The sequence below is a fragment of the Pseudoalteromonas sp. TP27 genome, assembly GCF_056470645.1.
Genome location: NZ_JARDAK010000005.1, coordinates 244,717 through 265,587, shown reverse-complemented (window position 1 = coordinate 265,587; position 20,871 = coordinate 244,717). Strand labels below are relative to the sequence as shown.

Annotated in this window: 16 protein-coding genes and 5 tRNA genes; 5 read left to right on the top strand and 16 right to left on the bottom strand. The window is 38.8% G+C overall.

All coding sequences use genetic code 11. The annotated features are described in order from the left end of the window. Positions 1–11: 11 nt before the first annotated feature. The 7 genes from clpP to PX700_RS08955 form a co-directional block, all read right to left on the bottom strand. Positions 12–629: an ATP-dependent Clp endopeptidase proteolytic subunit ClpP gene (gene clpP / locus PX700_RS08985; RefSeq protein WP_002958346.1), complete on the bottom strand. Its 618-nt coding sequence runs from the start codon at positions 627–629 to the stop codon at positions 12–14. 164 nt (positions 630–793) lie between these two features. After that, entirely contained in the window at positions 794–2,098 is a 1,305-nt protein-coding gene (gene tig / locus PX700_RS08980; RefSeq protein ID WP_415638710.1) for a trigger factor, read from the bottom strand. A 378-nt stretch (positions 2,099–2,476) separates the two neighbouring features. Continuing rightward, a tRNA-Pro gene (locus PX700_RS08975) sits at positions 2,477–2,553 on the bottom strand. A gap of 70 nt (positions 2,554–2,623) precedes the next feature. Further along, positions 2,624–2,700: transfer RNA gene (locus tag PX700_RS08970), tRNA-Pro, on the bottom strand. A 14-nt stretch (positions 2,701–2,714) separates the two neighbouring features. Then, positions 2,715–2,790 (bottom strand) — tRNA-His (locus tag PX700_RS08965). Between the two features lie 23 nt (positions 2,791–2,813). Further along, positions 2,814–2,890 (bottom strand) — tRNA-Arg (locus PX700_RS08960). 55 nt (positions 2,891–2,945) lie between these two features. Continuing rightward, a tRNA-Pro gene (locus PX700_RS08955) sits at positions 2,946–3,022 on the bottom strand. Positions 3,023–3,374: 352 nt separating this feature from the next. On the opposite strand from PX700_RS08955, the gene folD reads away from it, so the two are divergent. Further along, positions 3,375–4,229, top strand: a complete 855-nt coding sequence (folD, locus tag PX700_RS08950; protein ID WP_479520519.1) for a bifunctional methylenetetrahydrofolate dehydrogenase/methenyltetrahydrofolate cyclohydrolase FolD — start codon at positions 3,375–3,377, stop codon at positions 4,227–4,229. A 71-nt stretch (positions 4,230–4,300) separates the two neighbouring features. On the opposite strand, the gene cysS is transcribed toward folD, so the two are convergent. Further along, positions 4,301–5,680: a cysteine--tRNA ligase gene (gene cysS / locus PX700_RS08945; RefSeq protein WP_479520518.1), complete on the bottom strand. Its 1,380-nt coding sequence runs from the start codon at positions 5,678–5,680 to the stop codon at positions 4,301–4,303. Positions 5,681–5,835: 155 nt separating this feature from the next. Here cysS and PX700_RS08940 point away from each other — a divergent pair, with 155 nt between their 5' ends. The 3 genes from PX700_RS08940 to PX700_RS08930 all read left to right on the top strand — a co-directional run bounded on the left by PX700_RS08940 (position 5,836) and on the right by PX700_RS08930 (position 7,984). Beyond that, positions 5,836–6,327: a peptidylprolyl isomerase gene (locus PX700_RS08940; protein ID WP_166421489.1), complete on the top strand. Its 492-nt coding sequence runs from the start codon at positions 5,836–5,838 to the stop codon at positions 6,325–6,327. An 88-nt stretch (positions 6,328–6,415) separates the two neighbouring features. Next, positions 6,416–7,153 (top strand): UDP-2,3-diacylglucosamine diphosphatase, encoded by a 738-nt coding sequence (locus PX700_RS08935; RefSeq protein WP_479520517.1) that lies wholly within the window; start codon positions 6,416–6,418, stop codon positions 7,151–7,153. A gap of 54 nt (positions 7,154–7,207) precedes the next feature. Beyond that, positions 7,208–7,984 carry a substrate-binding periplasmic protein gene (locus PX700_RS08930; RefSeq protein ID WP_479520516.1) on the top strand — a complete coding sequence of 259 codons (777 nt, stop codon included), beginning with the start codon at positions 7,208–7,210 and terminating at the stop codon, positions 7,982–7,984. 2 nt (positions 7,985–7,986) lie between these two features. Here PX700_RS08930 and miaE read toward each other — a convergent pair whose 3' ends face one another. Beyond that, entirely contained in the window at positions 7,987–8,754 is a 768-nt protein-coding gene (gene miaE / locus PX700_RS08925) for a tRNA isopentenyl-2-thiomethyl-A-37 hydroxylase MiaE (protein ID WP_479520515.1), read from the bottom strand. A 203-nt stretch (positions 8,755–8,957) separates the two neighbouring features. Between miaE and PX700_RS08920 the strand changes: the two genes are divergently transcribed. Continuing rightward, a complete protein-coding gene (locus tag PX700_RS08920; RefSeq protein ID WP_479520514.1) occupies positions 8,958–9,557 on the top strand; it encodes a Yip1 family protein in 600 nt (199 codons plus the stop codon). Positions 9,558–9,831: 274 nt separating this feature from the next. On the opposite strand, the gene purF is transcribed toward PX700_RS08920, so the two are convergent. The 7 genes from purF to PX700_RS08885 all read right to left on the bottom strand — a co-directional run bounded on the left by purF (position 9,832) and on the right by PX700_RS08885 (position 20,617). After that, on the bottom strand, positions 9,832–11,358 hold the full coding sequence (purF, locus tag PX700_RS08915) for an amidophosphoribosyltransferase (protein ID WP_197238302.1): 1,527 nt from the start codon (positions 11,356–11,358) through the stop codon (positions 9,832–9,834). A gap of 18 nt (positions 11,359–11,376) precedes the next feature. Further along, positions 11,377–11,871 carry a CvpA family protein gene (locus PX700_RS08910; RefSeq protein WP_002958356.1) on the bottom strand — a complete coding sequence of 165 codons (495 nt, stop codon included), beginning with the start codon at positions 11,869–11,871 and terminating at the stop codon, positions 11,377–11,379. A 262-nt stretch (positions 11,872–12,133) separates the two neighbouring features. Continuing rightward, entirely contained in the window at positions 12,134–12,763 is a 630-nt protein-coding gene (locus PX700_RS08905; protein WP_479520513.1) for an SPOR domain-containing protein, read from the bottom strand. Between the two features lie 11 nt (positions 12,764–12,774). Next, positions 12,775–14,040 (bottom strand): bifunctional tetrahydrofolate synthase/dihydrofolate synthase, encoded by a 1,266-nt coding sequence (gene folC / locus PX700_RS08900; RefSeq protein ID WP_479520512.1) that lies wholly within the window; start codon positions 14,038–14,040, stop codon positions 12,775–12,777. Between the two features lie 25 nt (positions 14,041–14,065). Then, a complete protein-coding gene (gene accD / locus PX700_RS08895) occupies positions 14,066–14,941 on the bottom strand; it encodes an acetyl-CoA carboxylase, carboxyltransferase subunit beta (protein WP_149591815.1) in 876 nt (291 codons plus the stop codon). Positions 14,942–15,095: 154 nt separating this feature from the next. Continuing rightward, complete coding sequence (gene truA / locus PX700_RS08890; protein ID WP_479520511.1) at positions 15,096–15,890, bottom strand: tRNA pseudouridine(38-40) synthase TruA; 795 nt, start codon at positions 15,888–15,890, stop codon at positions 15,096–15,098. 149 nt (positions 15,891–16,039) lie between these two features. Then, the gene (locus tag PX700_RS08885; protein WP_479520510.1) at positions 16,040–20,617 is read right to left on the bottom strand and encodes a FimV/HubP family polar landmark protein; all 4,578 of its coding nucleotides are present in this window, start codon (positions 20,615–20,617) and stop codon (positions 16,040–16,042) included. Positions 20,618–20,871: the final 254 nt, after the last annotated feature.

Genomic DNA, 20,871 nt, shown 5'->3' with positions numbered 1-20,871 from the left:
TCACCAAACGCTTACTTTTTATCGCGATTTGTAAATACAGAGTCTACTAAGCCGTAATCTACAGCTTGCGAAGCACTCATAAAGTTATCACGATCTGTGTCTTTAGAGATAATATCTAATGGTTGACCTGTGTGCTCAGCCATTAAGCGATTAAGCTTATCTTTAATAGACAGAATTTCTTTAGCGTGTATTTCAAAGTCAGACGCTTGACCTTGGAAACCACCTAATGGTTGGTGAATCATCACGCGTGAGTTTGGTAGGCAAAAACGCTTACCTTTTGCACCAGCAGTAAGTAAAAAAGCACCCATGCTTGCGGCTTGCCCAACACATATTGTACTTACATCTGGTTTGATGAAATTCATTGTGTCGTAGATAGCCATGCCCGCAGTTACTGAACCACCTGGTGAGTTGATGTATAAAAAGATATCTTTATCAGGGTTTTCTGATTCTAAAAATAGCATTTGCGCTAAGATCAGATTTGCCATGTTGTCTTCAACTTGACCTGTTAAAAAGATAATACGCTCTTTTAATAATCTCGAATAAATATCATACGAGCGCTCGCCTTTTGGTGTTTGTTCAACAACCATTGGGACCAATGCATTTAGGGGATCTGTAATACCAGTATTCATACTTATTTAATTCCTTATGCGCTTATACTTATCCTTATTATAAGGAAGCATAGTTATCGTTTTTCGCAAATTTAGAGCCAAAAACTAAAATGGCCCGGGCACGCTGTATAAACAGAGTAACACGAGCCATTTAATCGTTAGCGAGAGCTTAAGTCAATGACTTATTAAGCACCTTGCTGTGGATTCATGATGTCATCAAATGCTTTTTCAACATCAGTTACAGTTGCTTTAGCTAAAATAGCTTCAACAGCTTGCTCTTCCATTGCTACATTACGCATTTGCTGCATAAGTTGATCATTACCTTTGTAGTACTCTACTACTTCAGTTGGATCTTCGTATGCAGAAGCTACCGTTGCGATTAATGCTTCAACTTTAGCGTCATCAACTTTAATCTCGTTAGCTTTAATCACTTCACCTAATAAAAGGCCAGTTTTAACACGTGTTACAGCTTGCTCGTGGAACAATTCAGCTGGAAGCTCAGGCATGTTTTGAGCGTCGCCGCCAAAACGTTGAGCTGCTTGCTGACGTAGAGCATCAACTTCTTGATCAACAAGTGCTTTAGGCACGTCGATTTCGTTGTTAGCTAAAAGACCTTTGATTGCTTGGTCTTTAACGCTTGCTTTAACCGCTTGGTCTAGCTCACGTGTCATATTCTTTTTAACTTCTTCTTTAAGCGCGTCTACGCCGCCTTCGGTAACACCGAATTTAGTTGCAAACTCTTCGCTTAATTCTGGTAATTCTTGCGCTTCAACTTTTTTCACTGTGATAGTGAATTGAGCCGCTTTACCTTTTAAGTTTTCAGCGTGGTAATCATCAGGGAAGGTTACATCAGCAACTACTTCTTCGCCTGCTTTTTTACCTACGATATTATCTTCAAAACCTGGGATCATACGACCTTGGCCAAGTTCTAATGGGAAGTCTTCAGCTTTGCCGCCTTCAAATACTTCACCGTCGATAGTACCTACGAAGTCAACTGTTACACGGTCGTTTTCGCCAGCAGCTGTATCAACATCAGCCCACGCTGCATGTTGCTTACGAAGTGTTTCTAGCATGTTAGCTAAATCTTCGTCAGTTACTGTTACCGCTGGTTTTTCAACAGTAATTTTGTCTAAACCTTGAACTTCAACTTCAGGGTAAACTTCAAACGTTGCTGAGAATTCTAAATCTTTACCAGCTTCAAGTGATTTAGGAGCGAATGTAGGCGCGCCAGCTGGGTTAATTTTTTCAGAAACAATTGCTTCGTAAAAATTACGTTGCATTACTTCGCCAGCAACTTCTTGACGAACTGCAGGGCCAAAACGCTTGTTAATTACAGATACTGGAACTTTACCAGCACGGAAACCATCTATACGCTGTGTTTTTGACAGTTGTTGTAGGCGTTTTTTTACTTCGGTCTCAACGTTCTCTGAAGGAACGGTGATAGTTATACGGCGCTCAAGGCCTTGGGTCGTCTCAACAGAAACTTGCATGATTTACCTCAATATTCAATTTTGGCGACTGTTCGCCTTCCTTTACAAACAAAGTGATCTGCATGAGTCTTGATAAAGTTTAAGCGGTTTTTCACACTTAAAAGCATCCGTCGCTACCATGAGATACCATTGCTGCTTTGCCCTTCGGGCACTATGTTAAACAATAGACGCGGCATTATAACCTAATATTTATGATAGTCGAGTATAGGGGGCAATTATTTGGACTAGATAAGGGACTATAGGGGCTAACTGAATAAAAAACAGGCTAACTGAGCATTGAATAGAATAAAGTACAAATTATTTAATAGAATTATAGGTTAACGAATTTAGATTTATAACTTAGAGGAGTTTACTTATTATTCTTATTAGATAAGAAAATGGTCGGCGATGCAGGATTTGAACCTGCGACCCCTTGGACCCAAACCAAGTGCGCTACCAAACTGCGCTAATCGCCGACATTGAAGAGTTAACTTCTTTTTTCATACTGAACACTTAAACTGAGAGTTTAAGACCATTTTAAGAAAATGGTCGGCGATGCAGGATTTGAACCTGCGACCCCTTGGACCCAAACCAAGTGCGCTACCAAACTGCGCTAATCGCCGATATTCGTTGTAAATGGGGTGACTGATGGGGCTCGAACCCACGACAACCGGAATCACAATCCGGGGCTCTACCAACTGAGCTACAATCACCGCTATATTTACATGTTTTCAAATGGTGCACCCAGAAGGATTCGAACCTTCGACCCACGCCTTAGAAGGGCGTTGCTCTATCCAGCTGAGCTATGGGCGCATCGAAAACTTCATAGTTTACCAATAAGCTATTCGATTATAATAAATTATAAAAATGGTCGGCGATGCAGGATTTGAACCTGCGACCCCTTGGACCCAAACCAAGTGCGCTACCAAACTGCGCTAATCGCCGAAACTTATTATTGTTAGCGAGTGACCTCGTTGACAACGGGGTGCATAATAGTGATTTGACGGGGTTAGGTCAAACGTTTTTTTAATAAAACCAATCAAGTGCTCATTTTTAGTCCACAATGGTTAAATATTACAATAGTAGGCTGAAATTTAAACTATTTAATAACTCAAATGTTATATACATTAAAAGCAACTTGGCGCTGCTATGCTTTTCTGCGAAAATAGTAAGCACATTATAAAACGAGTTAAATAAAGAGTATGTTTTCTTTATTAGCATTTTTACCCCTATTTTATTATGCATTCGTTTTTAGAGTATCGGTATCTAGTTAATTAACCCCAATTAAAGGTCACCCATGACGGCAAACATCATTGATGGTAAGGCAATCGCAAAACAAGTACGTAGCGCTGTAGCAGAACGCGTAAGTGAACGTGTAGCAAATGGTTTACGTGCACCAGGACTTGCAGTAGTACTTGTAGGACTTGATCCTGCAAGCCAAGTTTATGTTGGTTCAAAACGCAAAGCCTGTGAAGAAGTAGGCTTTATCTCTAAATCATTTGATTTACCAGCAGACACACAAGAGCAAACTCTTTTAGGTTTAATTGACGAGCTAAATAATGATGCCGAAGTTGATGGAATTTTAGTGCAGTTACCACTGCCAAAAGGTCTTGATGCTGAAAAGATTTTAGAACGCATTACCCCACATAAAGATGTTGATGGATTTCATCCATATAACATTGGTCGATTAGCACAGCGTATGCCTGCCCTTCGCCCATGTACGCCAAAAGGTATAATTACATTACTTGATTCAACGGGTGTACGTTATAAAGGGATGCATGCAGTGGTTGTTGGCGCATCAAACATTGTTGGTCGTCCTATGTCGCTAGAGCTTTTATTAGCCGGTTGTACTACCACAGTGTGCCATAAGTTTACTCAAGATTTAGAAACACATGTTCGCCGCGCGGACTTACTCGTTGTGGCTGTAGGTAAACCTGAATTTATACCTGGAGATTGGATAAAAGAAGGCGCTATCGTTATCGATGTGGGCATTAACCGTTTAGATACGGGTAAATTAGTGGGTGATGTTCAATACAGTGTGGCTGAACAAAAAGCGCATTTTATTACACCTGTACCAGGTGGCGTTGGCCCGATGACGGTCGCTAGCTTAATTGAAAACACACTTGAAGCGTGTGAGAAATATCACAGCTAAGCTGTTAAAAAATTAAAAAGGGTTGCCATTTGGCAACCCTTTTTTAGTTTAACGTGTATTACTTTAAACGCTTATGCTTTACGCCACGTTGTTTTACCGGCTGAATCTTCAAGTATTACACCTAATGCATTAAGCGCATCACGTGCTTCATCAGCAGCAGCCCAATTTTTACTCGTACGTGCTTCATTACGTTTTACAATTAATGCTTCAATTGTCGCAACTTCATCGTCATCTTGTCCGCCTTGTAAAAAAGCCTCCGGTGCTTGTTGAGCAACCCCTAGCACTTCACCAAGGCTGCGCAGTATAAACGCTAATTTGCCAGCTTGACCTGCATCAGTGTCTTTCACGCGGTTTAACTCTTTAGCAAGTTCGAACAACACAGGTAGTGCTTCTGGTGTATTAAAGTCGTCATTCATTGCTTTTCTAAATTTAGCAACAAACTCATTGCCTTCTAAATCGCACTTTACAGGTTCTACATCACGAAGCGCTGTATAAATACGCTCAAGTGATGAACGCGCTTGGTCTAAATTTTCTTGCGAGTAATTTAGTTGGCTGCGGTAATGGCCTGAAATTAAAAAGTAACGAACAGATTCAGGATCGTATGCTTTTAAAACTTCACGTACAGTAAAAAAGTTATCTAACGATTTAGACATTTTTTCTTTGTTTACTTGCACCATGCCAGTATGAATCCATGTATTCACATACTTGCCGTTATTTGCACAGCACGATTGCGCAATTTCGTTTTCATGATGTGGAAACTGTAAATCAGAACCCCCACCGTGAATATCAAAATGTTCACCTAGATGCTTTGAGCTCATTGCCGAACATTCGATATGCCAACCCGGACGCCCTTCACCCCACGGTGATGACCATGATGGCTCACCTGCTTTTGCTTTTTTCCATAAAACAAAATCAAGTGGATCGTCTTTGTCTTGCGCTACTTCAACGCGAGAACCTGATTGCAGCATCGTTAAATCTTGCTGAGAAAGCGCACCGTATTGCTCAAACGTTGATACATCAAACAATACATCGCCATCGGCAGCAACATAAGCATGACCCTTTTCAATCAAACGTTTAACCATAACGATAATTTCGTCCATATGGCTTGTGACTGTTGGCTCTACATCAGGGCGCAGCATATTTAAGCTATCAAAATCTTCATGCATTGCTTTAGTCATGCGCACAGTTAAGTCGTTTATTGACTCGCCATTTTCGTTCGCACGTTTAATTATTTTATCGTCGATATCTGTAATGTTACGCACATATTTTAAATCGTAACCAATATGACGTAAGTAGCGCACAATAACGTCAAAACCAACAAAAGTACGTGCGTGTCCAATATGACAGTAATCATAAATGGTGATACCACACACATACATGTCGATTTTTCCTTCGACCATAGGTTTAAACTGCTCTTTTTGTCGCGTGAGTGTGTTGTATATATTTACCATTTACTTTGAGTCCTTGACTATTTACTTGAACAGTTATGTTACCACTTGAAAAGCCCCCGCTCTAGCGCTTTATAACAAACCAAACGTCTACTTTGTTAATCTTAGCCAACTACGATAAAATAGCGCCAATATTTAAACCGTATATAGGAAAACACATGGTTGTTCTACACACTAATTTTGGTGACATCACCATTAAAATGTTTGAGAAAGAAGCTCCAAACACAGTTAAAAACTTTTTAGAGTATGCAAATGCTGATTTTTTCAACGGCACTATATTTCATCGTGTAATCGATGGTTTTATGGTTCAAGGCGGTGGTTTTGTTCCAGGTATGGAACAAAAAGACGTAAACGACCCAATTCAGAATGAAGCTAATAACGGCCTGTCTAATAAAGTAGGTACTTTAGCAATGGCACGTACACCTGATCCTCATTCAGCTACAGCACAGTTTTTCATTAACGTGAACAACAACGACTTTTTAAACCACAGCAGCGAAACATCGCAAGGTTGGGGTTACTGTGTTTTTGCTGAAGTAGTAGAAGGCATGGACATTGTAAATAAGATTAAAGCAGTTGCAACAGGTAGTACTGGTTTTCACCAAGACGTACCTCTTGAAGATGTGATCATCGAAAGCGTTACTGTTAGCTAGTAACGTTTACTCATGTTATGTGAGTATGTAAGCGGGTGTATACTAGTAAGTATATGCCCGTTTTTTTAAAACTAGAATAGACTGACCTATGACTCGCCAAACTTACTTTATTGCAGATTTACATCTAAGCGAAAACCGTCCCGACATTAGCGCTGCATTTTTTGACTTTTTAAATACACATATACTAAATAAAGATGTAGATGCACTTTATATTTTGGGTGATTTTTTTGAAGTATGGGTTGGAGATGACTACATTACTGCACTGAGTGCCGATGTAGCAAAACATTTAACCGCCGTTAATGATGGTGGCACACCTGTTTATTTTATACATGGCAATCGTGATTTCATTATGCGCAAGCAATATGCTGACATGGCCGCAATGACATTACTTGATGAGCAAACAGTTATTGATTTATATGGTACGCCTACCGTTATTTTACATGGCGACGAAATGTGTACTCAAGATACTGAATATCAAAATTTTCGTAAAAAGAGCCGTGGTTGGTGGTGGCCAAAATTAATGCTTGCAATGCCGCTTTGGTATCGTAAAAAAATAGCGCGTAATGCCCGCGAAAAAAGTAAGTTAAGCCAAGCTGATAAACCTATCGAAATTTTAGACGTTGTCGATGAAGCTGTGCTTGACACCTTTGCCAAACATAACGTTACTAATATGATTCATGGCCATACTCACCGCCCTAATGTTCATACGTATAAAGTTAATGAACAAACACTTACTCGCACAGTGCTAGGTGACTGGTATACCCAAGGCTCTTATTTAGTCGTTACCCCTCAATCACAAGAATTAATTAGCACGCCTTTCGCATAATTTAAAATTCTGACTATTATTTATCTATATATATGAATAATAGTGAGAGGTTGAATGATTAAGCTGTTAATTTTCATCGTAGTAATTGCCATTCCTACACAAGTATTTAGCGCACAAACTTGGCAAATTGTTACTGAAAACTACCCTCCCTATTTTAGCGAAAACCTACCTAGTAATGGCTGGCTATATGAAATAGCCGAATCAGCTCTTAAAACGCAAGGTATTAATAGCGAACCAGAATTCACGACATGGGATCGCGCTTTAAAGCTATTAGAAAAAAACAGAAAAACCGCTATTTTAGGTGCTTTTTATTCATTAAAAAGAAATGAAGTTTTTTACTTCTCTCGTCCACTTGCAGTTGCTCACTCAGGAGTTTTCAAACGAAAAGAGAGTGTTATTAGTTTCGATGGTACAGTTCAATCATTAACACCTTATAGTATTGGCACAGAAGACAATGCCTTTGTAAGCCAAGAGTTTGCTAGAAATAGGGAGCTGGCAATAACGTCCACTAAAAGCCTTCCTACAAGCTTATATTTACTACATCAAGGGCGTATTGATTTAGTCGCGGGTACTAAAGAGGTTGGAAAATATTGGCTTGAGCACAGTAAAAACAAAGATTCAGATAATAAAATTAAGTATTTATCGCCAGATCTTGCTTCTCATAAACTATATTTAGTTGTCTCAAGATCAAATTACAGGGCAAAAGAGTACTTGCAAAAATTTAATAGAGGAATTGATATAATAATTAAAAATGGACGCATTGCTAAAATTATGAAAAAACATAATTTCAGCAATCAGAAAATAGCAGAGTATATTAATTTTTTAAAATAAAATTAACTTTGCGCTATTGGAGCACCGCTATGAAACTTAAAGTCAGCGTCAGTTGTAGAAATTAGTTCTTTTTCTTTTTCACCAAAAAAGTTTACGCGATCGGTAATATCAAAATCAGCAATCTCTTGCGCTAGAGTTAAATAATCTTGGTAATGACGCGCTTCTGAACGTAGCAACGAAATATAAAAATCACCTAAACGCTTGTCAACATGTGGCGCTAGCTTTGCAAAACGCTCACACGAACGCGCTTCAATGTAAGCGCCTACTATTAGCTTATCGACCAATGCATCGGGCTCAAACGTTTTAACATGGCGGAGCATGCCTTTTGCGTAACGACATGGTGTAATACTACGATACTCAACACCATACTCGTCCATAATTTCGAGCACTTGATAAAAATGATGCAGCTCTTCTTTTATCAATAGAACCATTTTATCGATTAGACCTTGCCCATATGGAGAACTCGATTTAGGAATTATTGATTTAGTTAGCTTATTTTTAGCCGCTAAATCGCGCCAATTTCCTTCTCGTTTATAAATCAGCGTTTCAAATGGCTTTAGCCACTCTAGCAATGCGTCGCTCCCCTCTTTATCTACCGCGTATTTACGTATTAAAAACATAGCGCTTTGAGCGGCTTTTAATTCACATATTAAATGATCAATTAAGATTATTGATAAGTTTTCTTTTTTTATTGCTTGCTCAACCCACTCGTCAGGCGTGTTACACAATAAAAATTCATTAATAGGCTCTAAAAGTTGGCTATGGGGCACGTTGGCTACTCGTTACTTAAATAGGTTGATAGGCCACTATTTTAACAGAAAAATGGCTAAAAATAACAAAACATGTTTACACATCAAATTGTTAATAACGAGTTAACTTGACATTGCAAAATAAGTGAACCATAACTGTACATAGACTGTATAAAAATAAATCAACCAAAACAATAATACGTTCCCTGTATGGAGTACACACTATGATACTAAATCACCTCTGGGGCATTTATGCTCACCCACTCGAAGAATGGCAAACAATTGATAACCGCCACGAAAGTTTGACCTATAGTTTATCGCACATTTTGTTAATCGCTTTATTTCCTTCAATAATGGGCTACTACTCATCTGTTTATTTAGGATGGAGTATTGGCGCAGGCGATCCCGTATTTTTAACGCACGATAGTGCACTGCTAATTGCAAGCGCGATGTATTTTGCTTTAATAGCGGGTGTTTTTGCATTGGCGTATTTAGCCCATTGGATGGCGGTTACATTTGGTTCTAAACCTACATTTACACAAACGCTAGAACTAGCTGCTTATACTGCAACACCTGTGTTTATGTCTGCACTTTCTGCATTTTGGCCTGTGCTTTGGTTTGTCGTATGTATCGGTATTGTGGCGTTAGCTTATTCTGTTTATTTATTATACACAGGCGTGCCAATACTAATGCATATCCCTGAAGAACGTGGCTTTATTTATGCCAGCTCAGTGGTAACGTGTGGATTAATATTACTGGTTATTATTTTAGCTGTAACAGCGATGCTTTGGACAAATGGGATTGTTAGCCCAATGTTTACTTAATAAAGTTTAACTAATAGAGAGTCGTGTTTGATAGAAATGTTCCCTTTCTTTCCTTCGCAAAAAAGGAGCTAATTAGCTCCTTTTTTTATGTTTAATAATACCAATTTTATTAAAAACATGATCATTCTATCGAATTAAATAACTCACTAACTGCGTTAAAAATTATTCATATAGAACAACTATATGTCACAATTTTAGCCTTGTTATTGTGCTATTTCCTTAGCGCTATAATAGATCACTTATTTAATGCAATTGGTATAATATTTATTAACCGTTAATCAGCTTCGTTTTCATCTTGGTTGTGAATTTCTAAACCTGAAGACATTGCACTTTCGCGGGTGCTTTTTGCTGAATCGTTACGTAGCTTATCAATACGGTTTAAATAGTTTTGATCAATATCGCCAGTAATATATTGTCCATCAAATACTGATGTTTCAAACTTAGTAATTTCAGGGTTTTCTTGGCTAACCGCAGCAATTAAATCTTTTAACGATTGGAAGATTAAACCATCAGAACCAATACTTGCATTAATATCTTCGACTTCACGTCCGTGAGCAATAAGCTCAGCCGCTGAAGGCATATCAATACCGTATACATTAGGGAAGCGTATTTCAGGTGCTGCTGATGCAAAGTAAACGTTTTTAGCGCCTGACTCTCGGGCCATTTCAACAATTTGTGCTGATGTTGTGCCACGAACAATTGAGTCATCAACCAATAATACGTTTTTACCCTTAAACTCACGATCAATTGCGTTTAGCTTTTGACGCACTGATTTTTTACGCATCTCTTGGCCAGGCATGATAAACGTACGACCAATATAACGGTTTTTAACGAACCCTTGACGATACGGTAAATCAAGTACGCGTGCAATTTCCAGTGCTACATCACATGACGTTTCTGGGATTGGAATAACTACATCAATGTCTTTGTCAGCCCATTCACGTGCAATTTTTTCACCTAGTTTAGTCCCCATGTTTACGCGTGTTGCATAAACAGACATACGGTCGATAGTTGAATCAGGTCGAGCAAAATAAACAAATTCAAAAATACACGGTGAATAAGATGCTTTCTCTGCACAACTAAGTGAATGGAATTCACCATCTTCAGTTACATATATTGCTTCGCCAGGGGCTACATCGCGAATAAACTCAAAACCATCAGGTTTCAATGCAACGCTTTCTGAGGCAAACATGTACTCAGTACCTTTCTCGGTTTCGCGTTTGCCAAATACAAGTGGGCGAATACCATTAGGGTCGCGAAAAGCAACAATACCGTGGCCAATAATCATAGCAATTGTTGCATAGCCACCGCTTACTTTATTGTTTACTTCGGTTACTGCTGTAAAAATATCTTCTGGGTCTAAATGCAACTTATCAGATTTACTTAATTCATGGGCCATGATATTAAGTAAAATTTCAGAATCTGATGTTGTATTTACATGGCGACGGGCTTCTGAAAACAACTGCTCTTTTAACTCTTCTGCATTAGTAAGGTTGCCATTATGGGCAAGCGCTATACCAAACGGTGAGTTAACATAAAAAGGTTGTGCTTCAGACGAGCTTGAAGATCCTGCGGTAGGATAACGCACATGGCCAAGACCAATTGTGCCTTGTAGTCGTTTCATATGACGAGTGTGAAAGGCATCTTTCACAAGGCCATTTGCTTTGCGTAAGCTAAACGTATTATTCTCAATGGTAATGATACCCGCGGCATCTTGACCACGGTGCTGCAAAACAGTTAAGCCATCATAAATCGCCTGATTAACAGGGGATGTTCCGACTATTCCAACGATACCACACATGTAATTTATCCTCGCCGATTAACGGTTTACTGAATTTAAAAAGCTCGAGTTGTTTTCTAGGTACGAAAAGAACCATTCAACTACAAAGCCAAATTCTGGAATCAAAATAGAATTGCCCCACCAGTGCGTATTGGGTGCACCAGTAAAAGCATCAAGAAAGAAGAGTAACGCGCTCACGACCAACACGCCTCGTAGAGCACCAAACACTATGCCAAAGACACGGTCGGTACCCGATAAACCAGTACGATGTACAAGTTCACCTAAAATATAGTTTAGTAAACCGCCTAACAGTAGCGTCGCAAAGAATAATATGGCTATGGCCGCCGCATTTCTTAAAAGGGGTTCAGAAATGGTTGTTAGGAAGGAAGCTAAATATTGGTAAAATAAGCTAGAGATGATAAAGGCGCCAGCCCATACCGCTAATGACATTGCTTCTTTAACAAAGCCGCGTATTAAACCGATGATGGTAGACAATACAATGATGCCAATAATGGCGTAATCAACCCAGATCATAAGAACCAATTAGTCGCTAATTTGGGGCGCATTCTATACCCAAACATCGTTTGTATGCAAGTTTAAGCGGGAGATAACTGCCATGTAATTAATACAATTATTTAACATATAAAAATACTAATATACGGCGGTCAAATATAATTAATAGACGGGTAATAAAAACTAAAAAGCCCCGCTTGGCGAGGCTCTTTCGAATGCTTGCTGAATATTTAAAACTAATACTACTAAAAGCTAAAGATAAACTTCTTATTAAAAGCGCTAATTACTTAGCTACTTCATACTGAGTTACTTTACCGTTTAACTTAGTAAGCTCTTTAAGTTCTGGCAGTTTTTTTTGTAATTCATTTTTATTCAAAGATGGGCCAACAAAAACCTTAGTTAATGTACCATTAGGTGTTTTAATCGGTTTGGTAAATGTCTTAAAGCCCTTGGCTTTTAACTTAGCCTGCAGTGCTTTTACGTTTGCAGCATGAGAAAAGCTACCCAGTTGCACAACATAAGCCATGCTCGTTAGGTTTTCATCACTTTTACGCGGTGCAATAGGTTTTGGTTTAGCTTTAACAATGGGTGCTGCTTTGGGCTCTATTGTTGCTTCAACAACTTTATCCTCTACGGCGTAATCACTCTCATCCATAGCGTTTTGCTGCTCAAAAGCTTCATCGTCAGCCTGAATATCTTCAATTTCATCTTGCTTTAACGGCTCAGCATTAGCCATATTTTCATTAATTGACTCTTGGAGATCGATTGTTTTGAACTCAGGGCGATCTGGAATCGCTTTAAAACCTTCTTTATAATGCACTTTTTCGCCATCGAGTATATTAGGAATAAACACAATTGCTGCGATCACTACTATACTTGTTCCGACTAAGCGATTAATAAAACTTGAGTTCACCGACATCCTCTCTATTTTTTAAAGTAATTAATAGCGTCAGCCACTGTAAAAAACGAACCAAATACAATCAACATAGTATCACTTTGTTGTTTTGGTAGAATTACACTCAGTGCTTGTGCCACGCTATCATAGCTATTAACAGTATTATGATGAGATATACCCTGCAGCGCATTTTGTAAATTACTTGCAGTGTCGCCTCGCGGACCACTCAAACTTGCTAATGACCACTCATCGACCAGATGACTTATTTCTTTAAGTACACCCGCTTTATCTTTATCAGCAAGCATAGCGGCTAATGCATGAATTTTAAAGCCTTTATCTTTATAGCCTGATAACTTATTGGCTAAATAACGCGCTGACTCAGGGTTATGCGCCACATCAGTAAATACTAAAGGCTCGCTACTTAACTGCTGAAACCGCCCTTCTACAACTAAATTAGCTAGGCAATTTCTTATTATTTGTTCGCTAGGTAGTAAGTTTAAAACACTTAGCGCAGTTAACGCAGTGGCTGCATTTTGACACGGTATTGCTGGCTTATCTATTTCTAGGTTGTGTTCTTTATATTGCCAATTAAAGCTCTCAGCATTTTCTTTAAAAATAAAGTCACTGCCGGACAACGTCATATCGGCATTAATTTTTGTGCCGTAATCAGTCATTGTGTGAGGAATATTTAAATCACCAATAATAGCAGGCGTATTTTCACGAAAAATACCGGCTTTATCATAAGCCACCAGCTCACGTGTATCACCTAAGTACTCTTTGTGGTCTAAGTCGATGGTAGTGATCACGCTTGCATAAGGATTGACTATATTTGTAGCGTCAAAGCGCCCGCCAAGACCAACCTCTAGCAATACATAATCGACGCTGCAGCGTTTAAAAATTGCCAACGCACCCAAAGTACCATATTCAAAATAAGTCAGAGGAGTGTCTTTGCGACCTTGCTCAAGCAGGTTAAAAGCATCTATATGAAATTGGTCTGCCAATTCTTCGCCATTAACTCGTACACGCTCGTTATAACGAATTAAATGAGGAGATGCGTAAGTACCCACGCTTAAACCTTGCGCTAGCAATAGTGACTCTAAGCAACGTGCAGTGGTGCCCTTACCGTTTGTACCGGCAATAAGAATAATTTTACTTGGTGTGTTTAAAAGACCAATATTATTGGCAACATTAGCAACGCGTTCTAAGCCCATTGCAATGTTAGCGGGGTGAACACTTTCTAAATAAAAGAGCCAATCATCAAGGCTTGATGATTGGCTAGGTATTGTTTTTGTCATAGCGTGTAATCAGTAAAGCTGAAATTTACGCTACTCTATGCTCTTGTTCCGTAGAAGGCAAGTTCATAAACTTAGCTAAAATGCGTGCAAGGGTATCGCGCATTTCACGGCGGTCAATAATCATGTCAATTGCGCCGTGTTCTAGCAAAAATTCACTACGCTGAAAACCTTCAGGTAATGTTTCGCGAACAGTCTGCTCAATAACACGAGGACCCGCAAAACCAATTAACGCTTTAGGTTCAGCAACATTAATATCACCCAGCATAGCAAGTGATGCAGATACACCACCCATTGTTGGGTCGGTCATTACTGAAATAAATGGAAGACCTTTTTCAGTCATTTTTGCAAGTGCAGCACTTGTTTTAGCCATTTGCATAAGCGACATAAGCGCTTCTTGCATACGTGCTCCGCCTGATGCAGAAAAACAAATAAGCGGCATGTTATGCTCTAAACATTGATCAACAGCATCAACAAAGCGAGCGCCAACAACAGAAGCCATTGAACCACCCATAAATGAGAACTCAAATGCTACCGCTGCAACTGGAATACCTTTTAATCGGCCTTTCATAGCTACAAGTGCATCTTTTTCACCGCTTGCTTTTTGCGCTGCACTGATACGGTCAGAGTACTTTTTAGAATCTTTAAACTTAAGAATGTCTTTAGGCTCATGTTGTGTACCAAGCTCTAGACGATCGCCTTCATCTAAAAAGTGCTCTAGGCGCTTACGGCCACTAACACGCATGTGATGGTCACACTTAGGACATACGTTTAATGACTTTTCTAATTCAGCTTTATATAAAATTGAATCACACGATGTACACTTAGCCCAAACACCTTCTGGGATTTCTTTACGACCTGATGATTTTGTCGTTTTAGGTAAGATTTTTTCTAGCCAACTCATTTGCAACTCTCTTAATACTGTTCTGTGTCGCGAGCCTGCTAATAGCAATTAGCAGACAAATTTTTTCAATTAAAACATGAATTACACTAACGCGGTATAAAAAACTGGTCTTAGTAGTTAAAAGTGCTTATAAAAAGTACTAACACAACCCTAGCTAAACATTTATATCAGGCAAAAACAAAGGCCCTAATGGTGTTTGAGGAATATTAAATTGCTCAGGGTAGTCAACATCCACTAAATACAAACCAGCAGCCTTAGCGGTAGCACTGGCTTTTGCGCGTTCTTTACAATCAAGTAGTTCTTTTATCCATATAGGTTGTTGTTTATGTAAACCAACATCCATTAAGCTGCCTGTGATATTACGTACCATGTGATGTAAAAACGCATTCGCTTTAATATCAATAATAACGTAAGTACCTTGGCGCTGTACCGACAGGTGATGAATTGTTCTTGTCGGTGTATTAGCTTGGCAATGTATCGCTCTAAAAGAGGTGAAATCGTGTTTACCTATTAAGTACTGACACGCCTCTTGCATCTTTGCTTCATCAAGGTGGTGATGAAAATGCGTAACACCCTCGTTTAATACAGCACCTCGTAAAGGTGAGTTATAAATAACATAGCGATAACGACGAGCTGTAGCACTAAAACGGGCATGAAAGTCATCAGCAACCGGTTGGGCGAAGCGAATAGCAATATCTTTAGGCATTAACGTATTCATACCGAGTGTAAATGCGACCATATCGCGATCGGCTTGCGTTTCAAAGTGTATTACTTGGCCTGTGCCGTGCACACCCGCATCTGTACGCCCTGCACATATAACTTCAACAGGATGATTACAAATACGCGACAACGCTTTTTCTACTTCTTGCTGTACGCTATTTACATGTGATTGACGCTGCCAACCACTATAACGTGCGCCGTTGTATTCAACTCCAAGTGCTACTCGCATAATTACCGTTTTACCTACTGTGCTAATGAACGAGGCATTTTATGCTATCTAACGATGCAATAAAAGGAGACCTGTCGTAATCAAACCAATACACATAAAAAAACCCCGTATTTAGCTAAGCCAAATACGGGGTTTTATAAACATTTAAATTATTTTAGTTTAGCTTTTAAGCTAAGTGCTTCCTCTTGAACTTCTTCAGGGCCTTTGTTAATAACATCCTCAATGACTTTAAGCGCAGAATCAAAATCATCGATTTCAATATAAGCACGCGCTAAATCGAGTTTAGCTGAGTAGCCACCACTTTCAGCATCAACATCCGTCGGGTTATCACCGGCCAGCAATGCATCAAACTCACTTAAGCCCACATCCATATTAACGTCGGTGTAAGGTTCGTGTTCAAGTTCAGCATCGTCACTTTCTTCTAATAATGAATCAATATCTACAAACTCATTATCAAGCGGCTCAACATCACTACTTTCAACAAGTGACTCTTTTGTAGTTAATGAGTCATCTGCCTCTAAGTCTTCTTTTAATAGGCTATCAAAATCAACATCAAATTCACTGCTGTCATCAACATTTAGTTCTTCGGGCTCTGCTAACTCACTAAGTAATGAATCAAAATCAGTTTGCGTCAGATTTGACATAAACTCTTCATCCAGCTCATCATCAGAGCTAATATCATTACTACCCACTTCATCTAAGCTTGTTAACTGTGCTTCACGCTCTGCATTTGTTTGCTCTTGCGATTCGTCTGATAACTCATCAGTTAGCGCTTGTTCTAAACTATTTTCGTCAAAATCAGCATCTAATTCAGAAAAATCATTTTCAATTAAAATTTCATCATCAAAATCATCTTCTAAACTATCTTTAAAGTTATCTGAACCAGCATCTGCCATAAGTGCGTTTGCTAAATCTTGCTCAGCTTGACTAGAAGCGACTCTCGGTGCCTCACCATCTAAATCATCCCCTTGTAATTCTTCAGGGGTAAATGGCAACTCACTTTCTAATGTTTCTTGAACTTCATCAAGGTTAAGAGGTTTGATGTCCTCTTCTATACTTGGTGATTCAGCAGGTTCAATCTCATCATTGATCTCTTGAAGTAAATCATCATTAAGCAACTCATCTTCAGTTTCTAATTCAGAGAAGTTATTATCGATTAATAGTTCATCATCAAAATCATCTTCTAAACTATCTTTAAAATTATCTAAACCAGCATCTGTCATAAGCGAATTTGCTAAATCTTGCTCAGCTTGACTAGAAGCTATTCCCGGTGCCTCACCATCTAAATCATCCCCTTGTAATTTTTCAGGGGTAAATGGCAACTCACTTTCTAATGTTTCTTGAACCTCATCAAGGTTTAGAGGTTTAGTGTCCTCTTCCATACTTGGTGATTCAACAGGTTCAATCTCATCATTAATATCTTGAAGTAAATCATCATTAAGCAACTCATCTTCAGTTTCTAATTCAGAGAAGTCATTATCAATTAATAGTTCATCATCAAAATCATCTTCTAAACTATCTAAATCACCATCTGCCATAAGCGCATTTGCGAGATCTTTCTCTGTTTGACTAAGTGCTGCTACTGCATTTTCATCACCCGATGCATCTCCTTTAAGCTCTTGTGGCTCATCCTCTAATAATGATTGAGTATCGTCTAATTCAAGTTCAGGGTATTCATCCAACTCTTCACTTGGCGTTACAAGTTCGCTATCAAGTTGGTCTTCAGTCTCTGTAAGATCTGAGTCATCGTCGCTCGCTAGTGGATCATCACCAAGGTCAACTTCTATTTCTTCAATATCATCATCAAGTTCATCTAAAGACCAATCAGGTGTTTCTATATAGTCGTCATCAGTGGCCTGTTGTAGCTCACTTAAAAGCTCATCAACGCTCTTTAAAGTATCATCTGTATATTCTTCAAGTGCATCTTCAGGATCAAGAAGCGACTCTGATGTGTCTGAAAAATCATCAACCGTTACATCTATAAGTTCAGGTTCTTGTGCAAGCTCTGGCTCATCGTAAAGCTCTGGCTCTTCTTCAAGCTCAGGCTCTTCTTCAAGCTCAGGCTCTTCTTCAAGCTCCGGCTCTTCTTCAAGCCCTGGCTCTTCTTCAAGCTCGGGTTCTTCTTCAAGATCTGGCACATCGTCAAGCTCTGGCTCTTTTTCAAGCTCTGGCTCATCGTCAAGCTCAGGCTCTTCTGCAAGCTCAGGCTCTTCTTCAAGCCCTGGCTCTTCTTCAAGCTCAGGCTCTTTTTCAAGCTCTGGCTCTTCTGCAAGCTCTGGCTCATCGTAAAGCTCTGGCTCTTCTTCAAGCTCAGGCGCTTCTTCAAGTTCAGGCTCTTCATTTAAAGATGAAGCGAGCGACTCAATATCATCAACATTTAATTCTTCTTGGGCATCTGCTAAATCCTCAACTGAGTCTGCTAATGCATTATCAATTTCTGAATCTCTTACATCTGGATTTTTTAGTTCATCATCAATTAAGCTATCTATGTCGTCTAAATCAAAGTCGTCACTTTCCTCAACTAATGAATCATCTGCAGTGTCAACCGCTGCCTCATCAATTAAGCTATCTATATCGTCTAAATCGAAGTCATCGGTTTCTTCAATTAATGAGTTATCTGCAGTATCAACCGCTGCTTCATCAATTAAGCTATCTATGTCGTCTAAATCAAAGTCGCCGCTTTCCTCAACTAATGAATCATCTGCAGTATCAACCACTGCCTCATCAATTAAGCTATCTATGTCGTCTAAATCAAAGTCGTCGCTTTCCTCAACTAATGAATCATCTGCAGTATCAACCGCTGCCTCATCAATTAAGCTATCTATGTCGTCTAAATCAAAGTCGTCGCTTTCCTCAACTAATGAATCATCTGCAGTGTCAACCGCTGCTTCATCAATTAAGCTATCTATACCATCTAAATCAAAATCATCAGTTTCTTCAACTAATGATTTATCTGCAGTATCCACCACGGCTTCATCAATTAAGCTATCTATATCGTCTAAATCAAAGTCGTCAGTTTCATCTACAAGCTCATCTTCAACCACATCAGCTTTTGATTCATCAATTAGGCTATCTATATCGTCTAAATCAAAGTCGTCGCTTTCATCTACAAGCTCATCTTCATCAAGCAACTCACTTTCCAATGAATCTTCAATCACATCACTTTTTGGTTCATTCGCTTCATCAATTAGGGTATCTATATCATCTAAGTCAAAGTCATCACCTGTATCCGGTTCAGCTAAAGAGTCATTGGAGGTATCTAACTTAGTTGATGTTTGATCTAATAATTCATCTATATCAAAATCATCATCCGCTGCAAGCTCTTCACTTAAAGCCGCCATTTCATCATGGGATTCTAAGCTATCATCTTCTAAAGCGTCGTTTGTTTGTACTGCATCAAACTCAGATAGACTGTCATCTTCATCAAACAGGCTATCTAAATCGTCATTAGTTAAAATCTCATCATTGTTTATTGGTTCATCAGATACGTCTAAATCAATATCCTCTAAACCTTCATCTGAAGGCTGATCAAACCCTTGCTGCATAAAAATATCGAGTTCATCATCGCCATCGGTGTTTTCATCATCGCCATCGGTGTTTTCATCATCAAAAATGATGTCATCACTTAATAGACTTTCAAGTTCGTCTTGGTCGAGTAAATTCTCACCACCTGAAAAATCATCTAGGCCGTCGTCTAAATCATCATCAGGCAACATATCATTTTCAAGGCTATCATCTAATTGAACACTTAAATCATCTAGAGGATCGGGGACAATTGGATCGTCATTTAAGCTTGAGCCTAAATCGTCATCACCAGCATAAGTTGGAGTTTGCGGTAAAAAGTCATCGTCGTTTTGTGGCCCGTCTTGCTTATTTGCTCGTTTTCGTAAAAACATAACAACAGCAAAAATAATCAGTAGTCCAGGAATAAACATTAACAAGCCCAGCACTATTGGGTTTGAAAATAATGAGCTTAAATCAAACGATTCTTTTGGTACTATCTCTTGCTTTTTTTGTTGTGCAATAATCTCGTTTTGTTTAGCAATGAGTTCTTTTAACTGATTTTGAATTTCACTATCTTGTCCTAGTTGTAAACGTAAATTTTCGAGATCTTTTGAAATTCCTGATAATTGTTTTTTAAGATTATTATTTTCGACTAAAATTTCTTCAACATTACTTACAGAATTTTTAAATTGTTGTTGCAACTCAACCAGCTTAGTACCTTGCTCTACTTTTATTTCATTTAATTCTTTCTGTATCTCTTTTTTAGCATCATCTACGTCGACTTTACGTGCTTGAGTTACTTTTGTTTGTGCAGAGGTAACTTCGCTTTGCTCAAGTGTGCCATTTTTTTTCTTTTCCCATAATTCATCATCTTGCTCAGAACGTTGCTTTGCAAGCTGCGTATTTACACCTTTTATTTCGGCTAGGGTAGGGATTTTTAAATAGGCACCATTTTGAATATGGTTAATGTTTTGTTCTAAGAATGAGCCGGGATTTTTGTTATACAAAGCCTGCATAACTTGATAAATACTGACGGAGTTATCTGGCCGCACTTTGGCCGCTATGCGCCAAAGTGTATCTGTTGATTTAATTGGCCCAATAGATCGCCCTTGCGCACCATAGTCAACGCCTTTAGGCCCCTTTAATAGGGTACTGTCTTGAGAGTAAACTGGCCTTACTATCAATGCAGACGCTAATATAATAAGTGTAACTAAACCGCGCATGCTGATCCTTTAATATTTAAATATTAACAAAACACTTAAAGCTTAAGTGCATAAATAGTGTTGATTATTGCTGTTATCAGCCAAATGACTGACTCGCATTTATTATTACAATCTACTTTTATTGCAAGCTCTATTCCAATTACAAACTATAAACCAGTTAGGGCTTAATATCCATCGCAACACCTTGAAAATAAATGCCTTAAAACATCTTTACTAATATTAATTTATTGAGTGTTATCAATCAGTTTTTATAC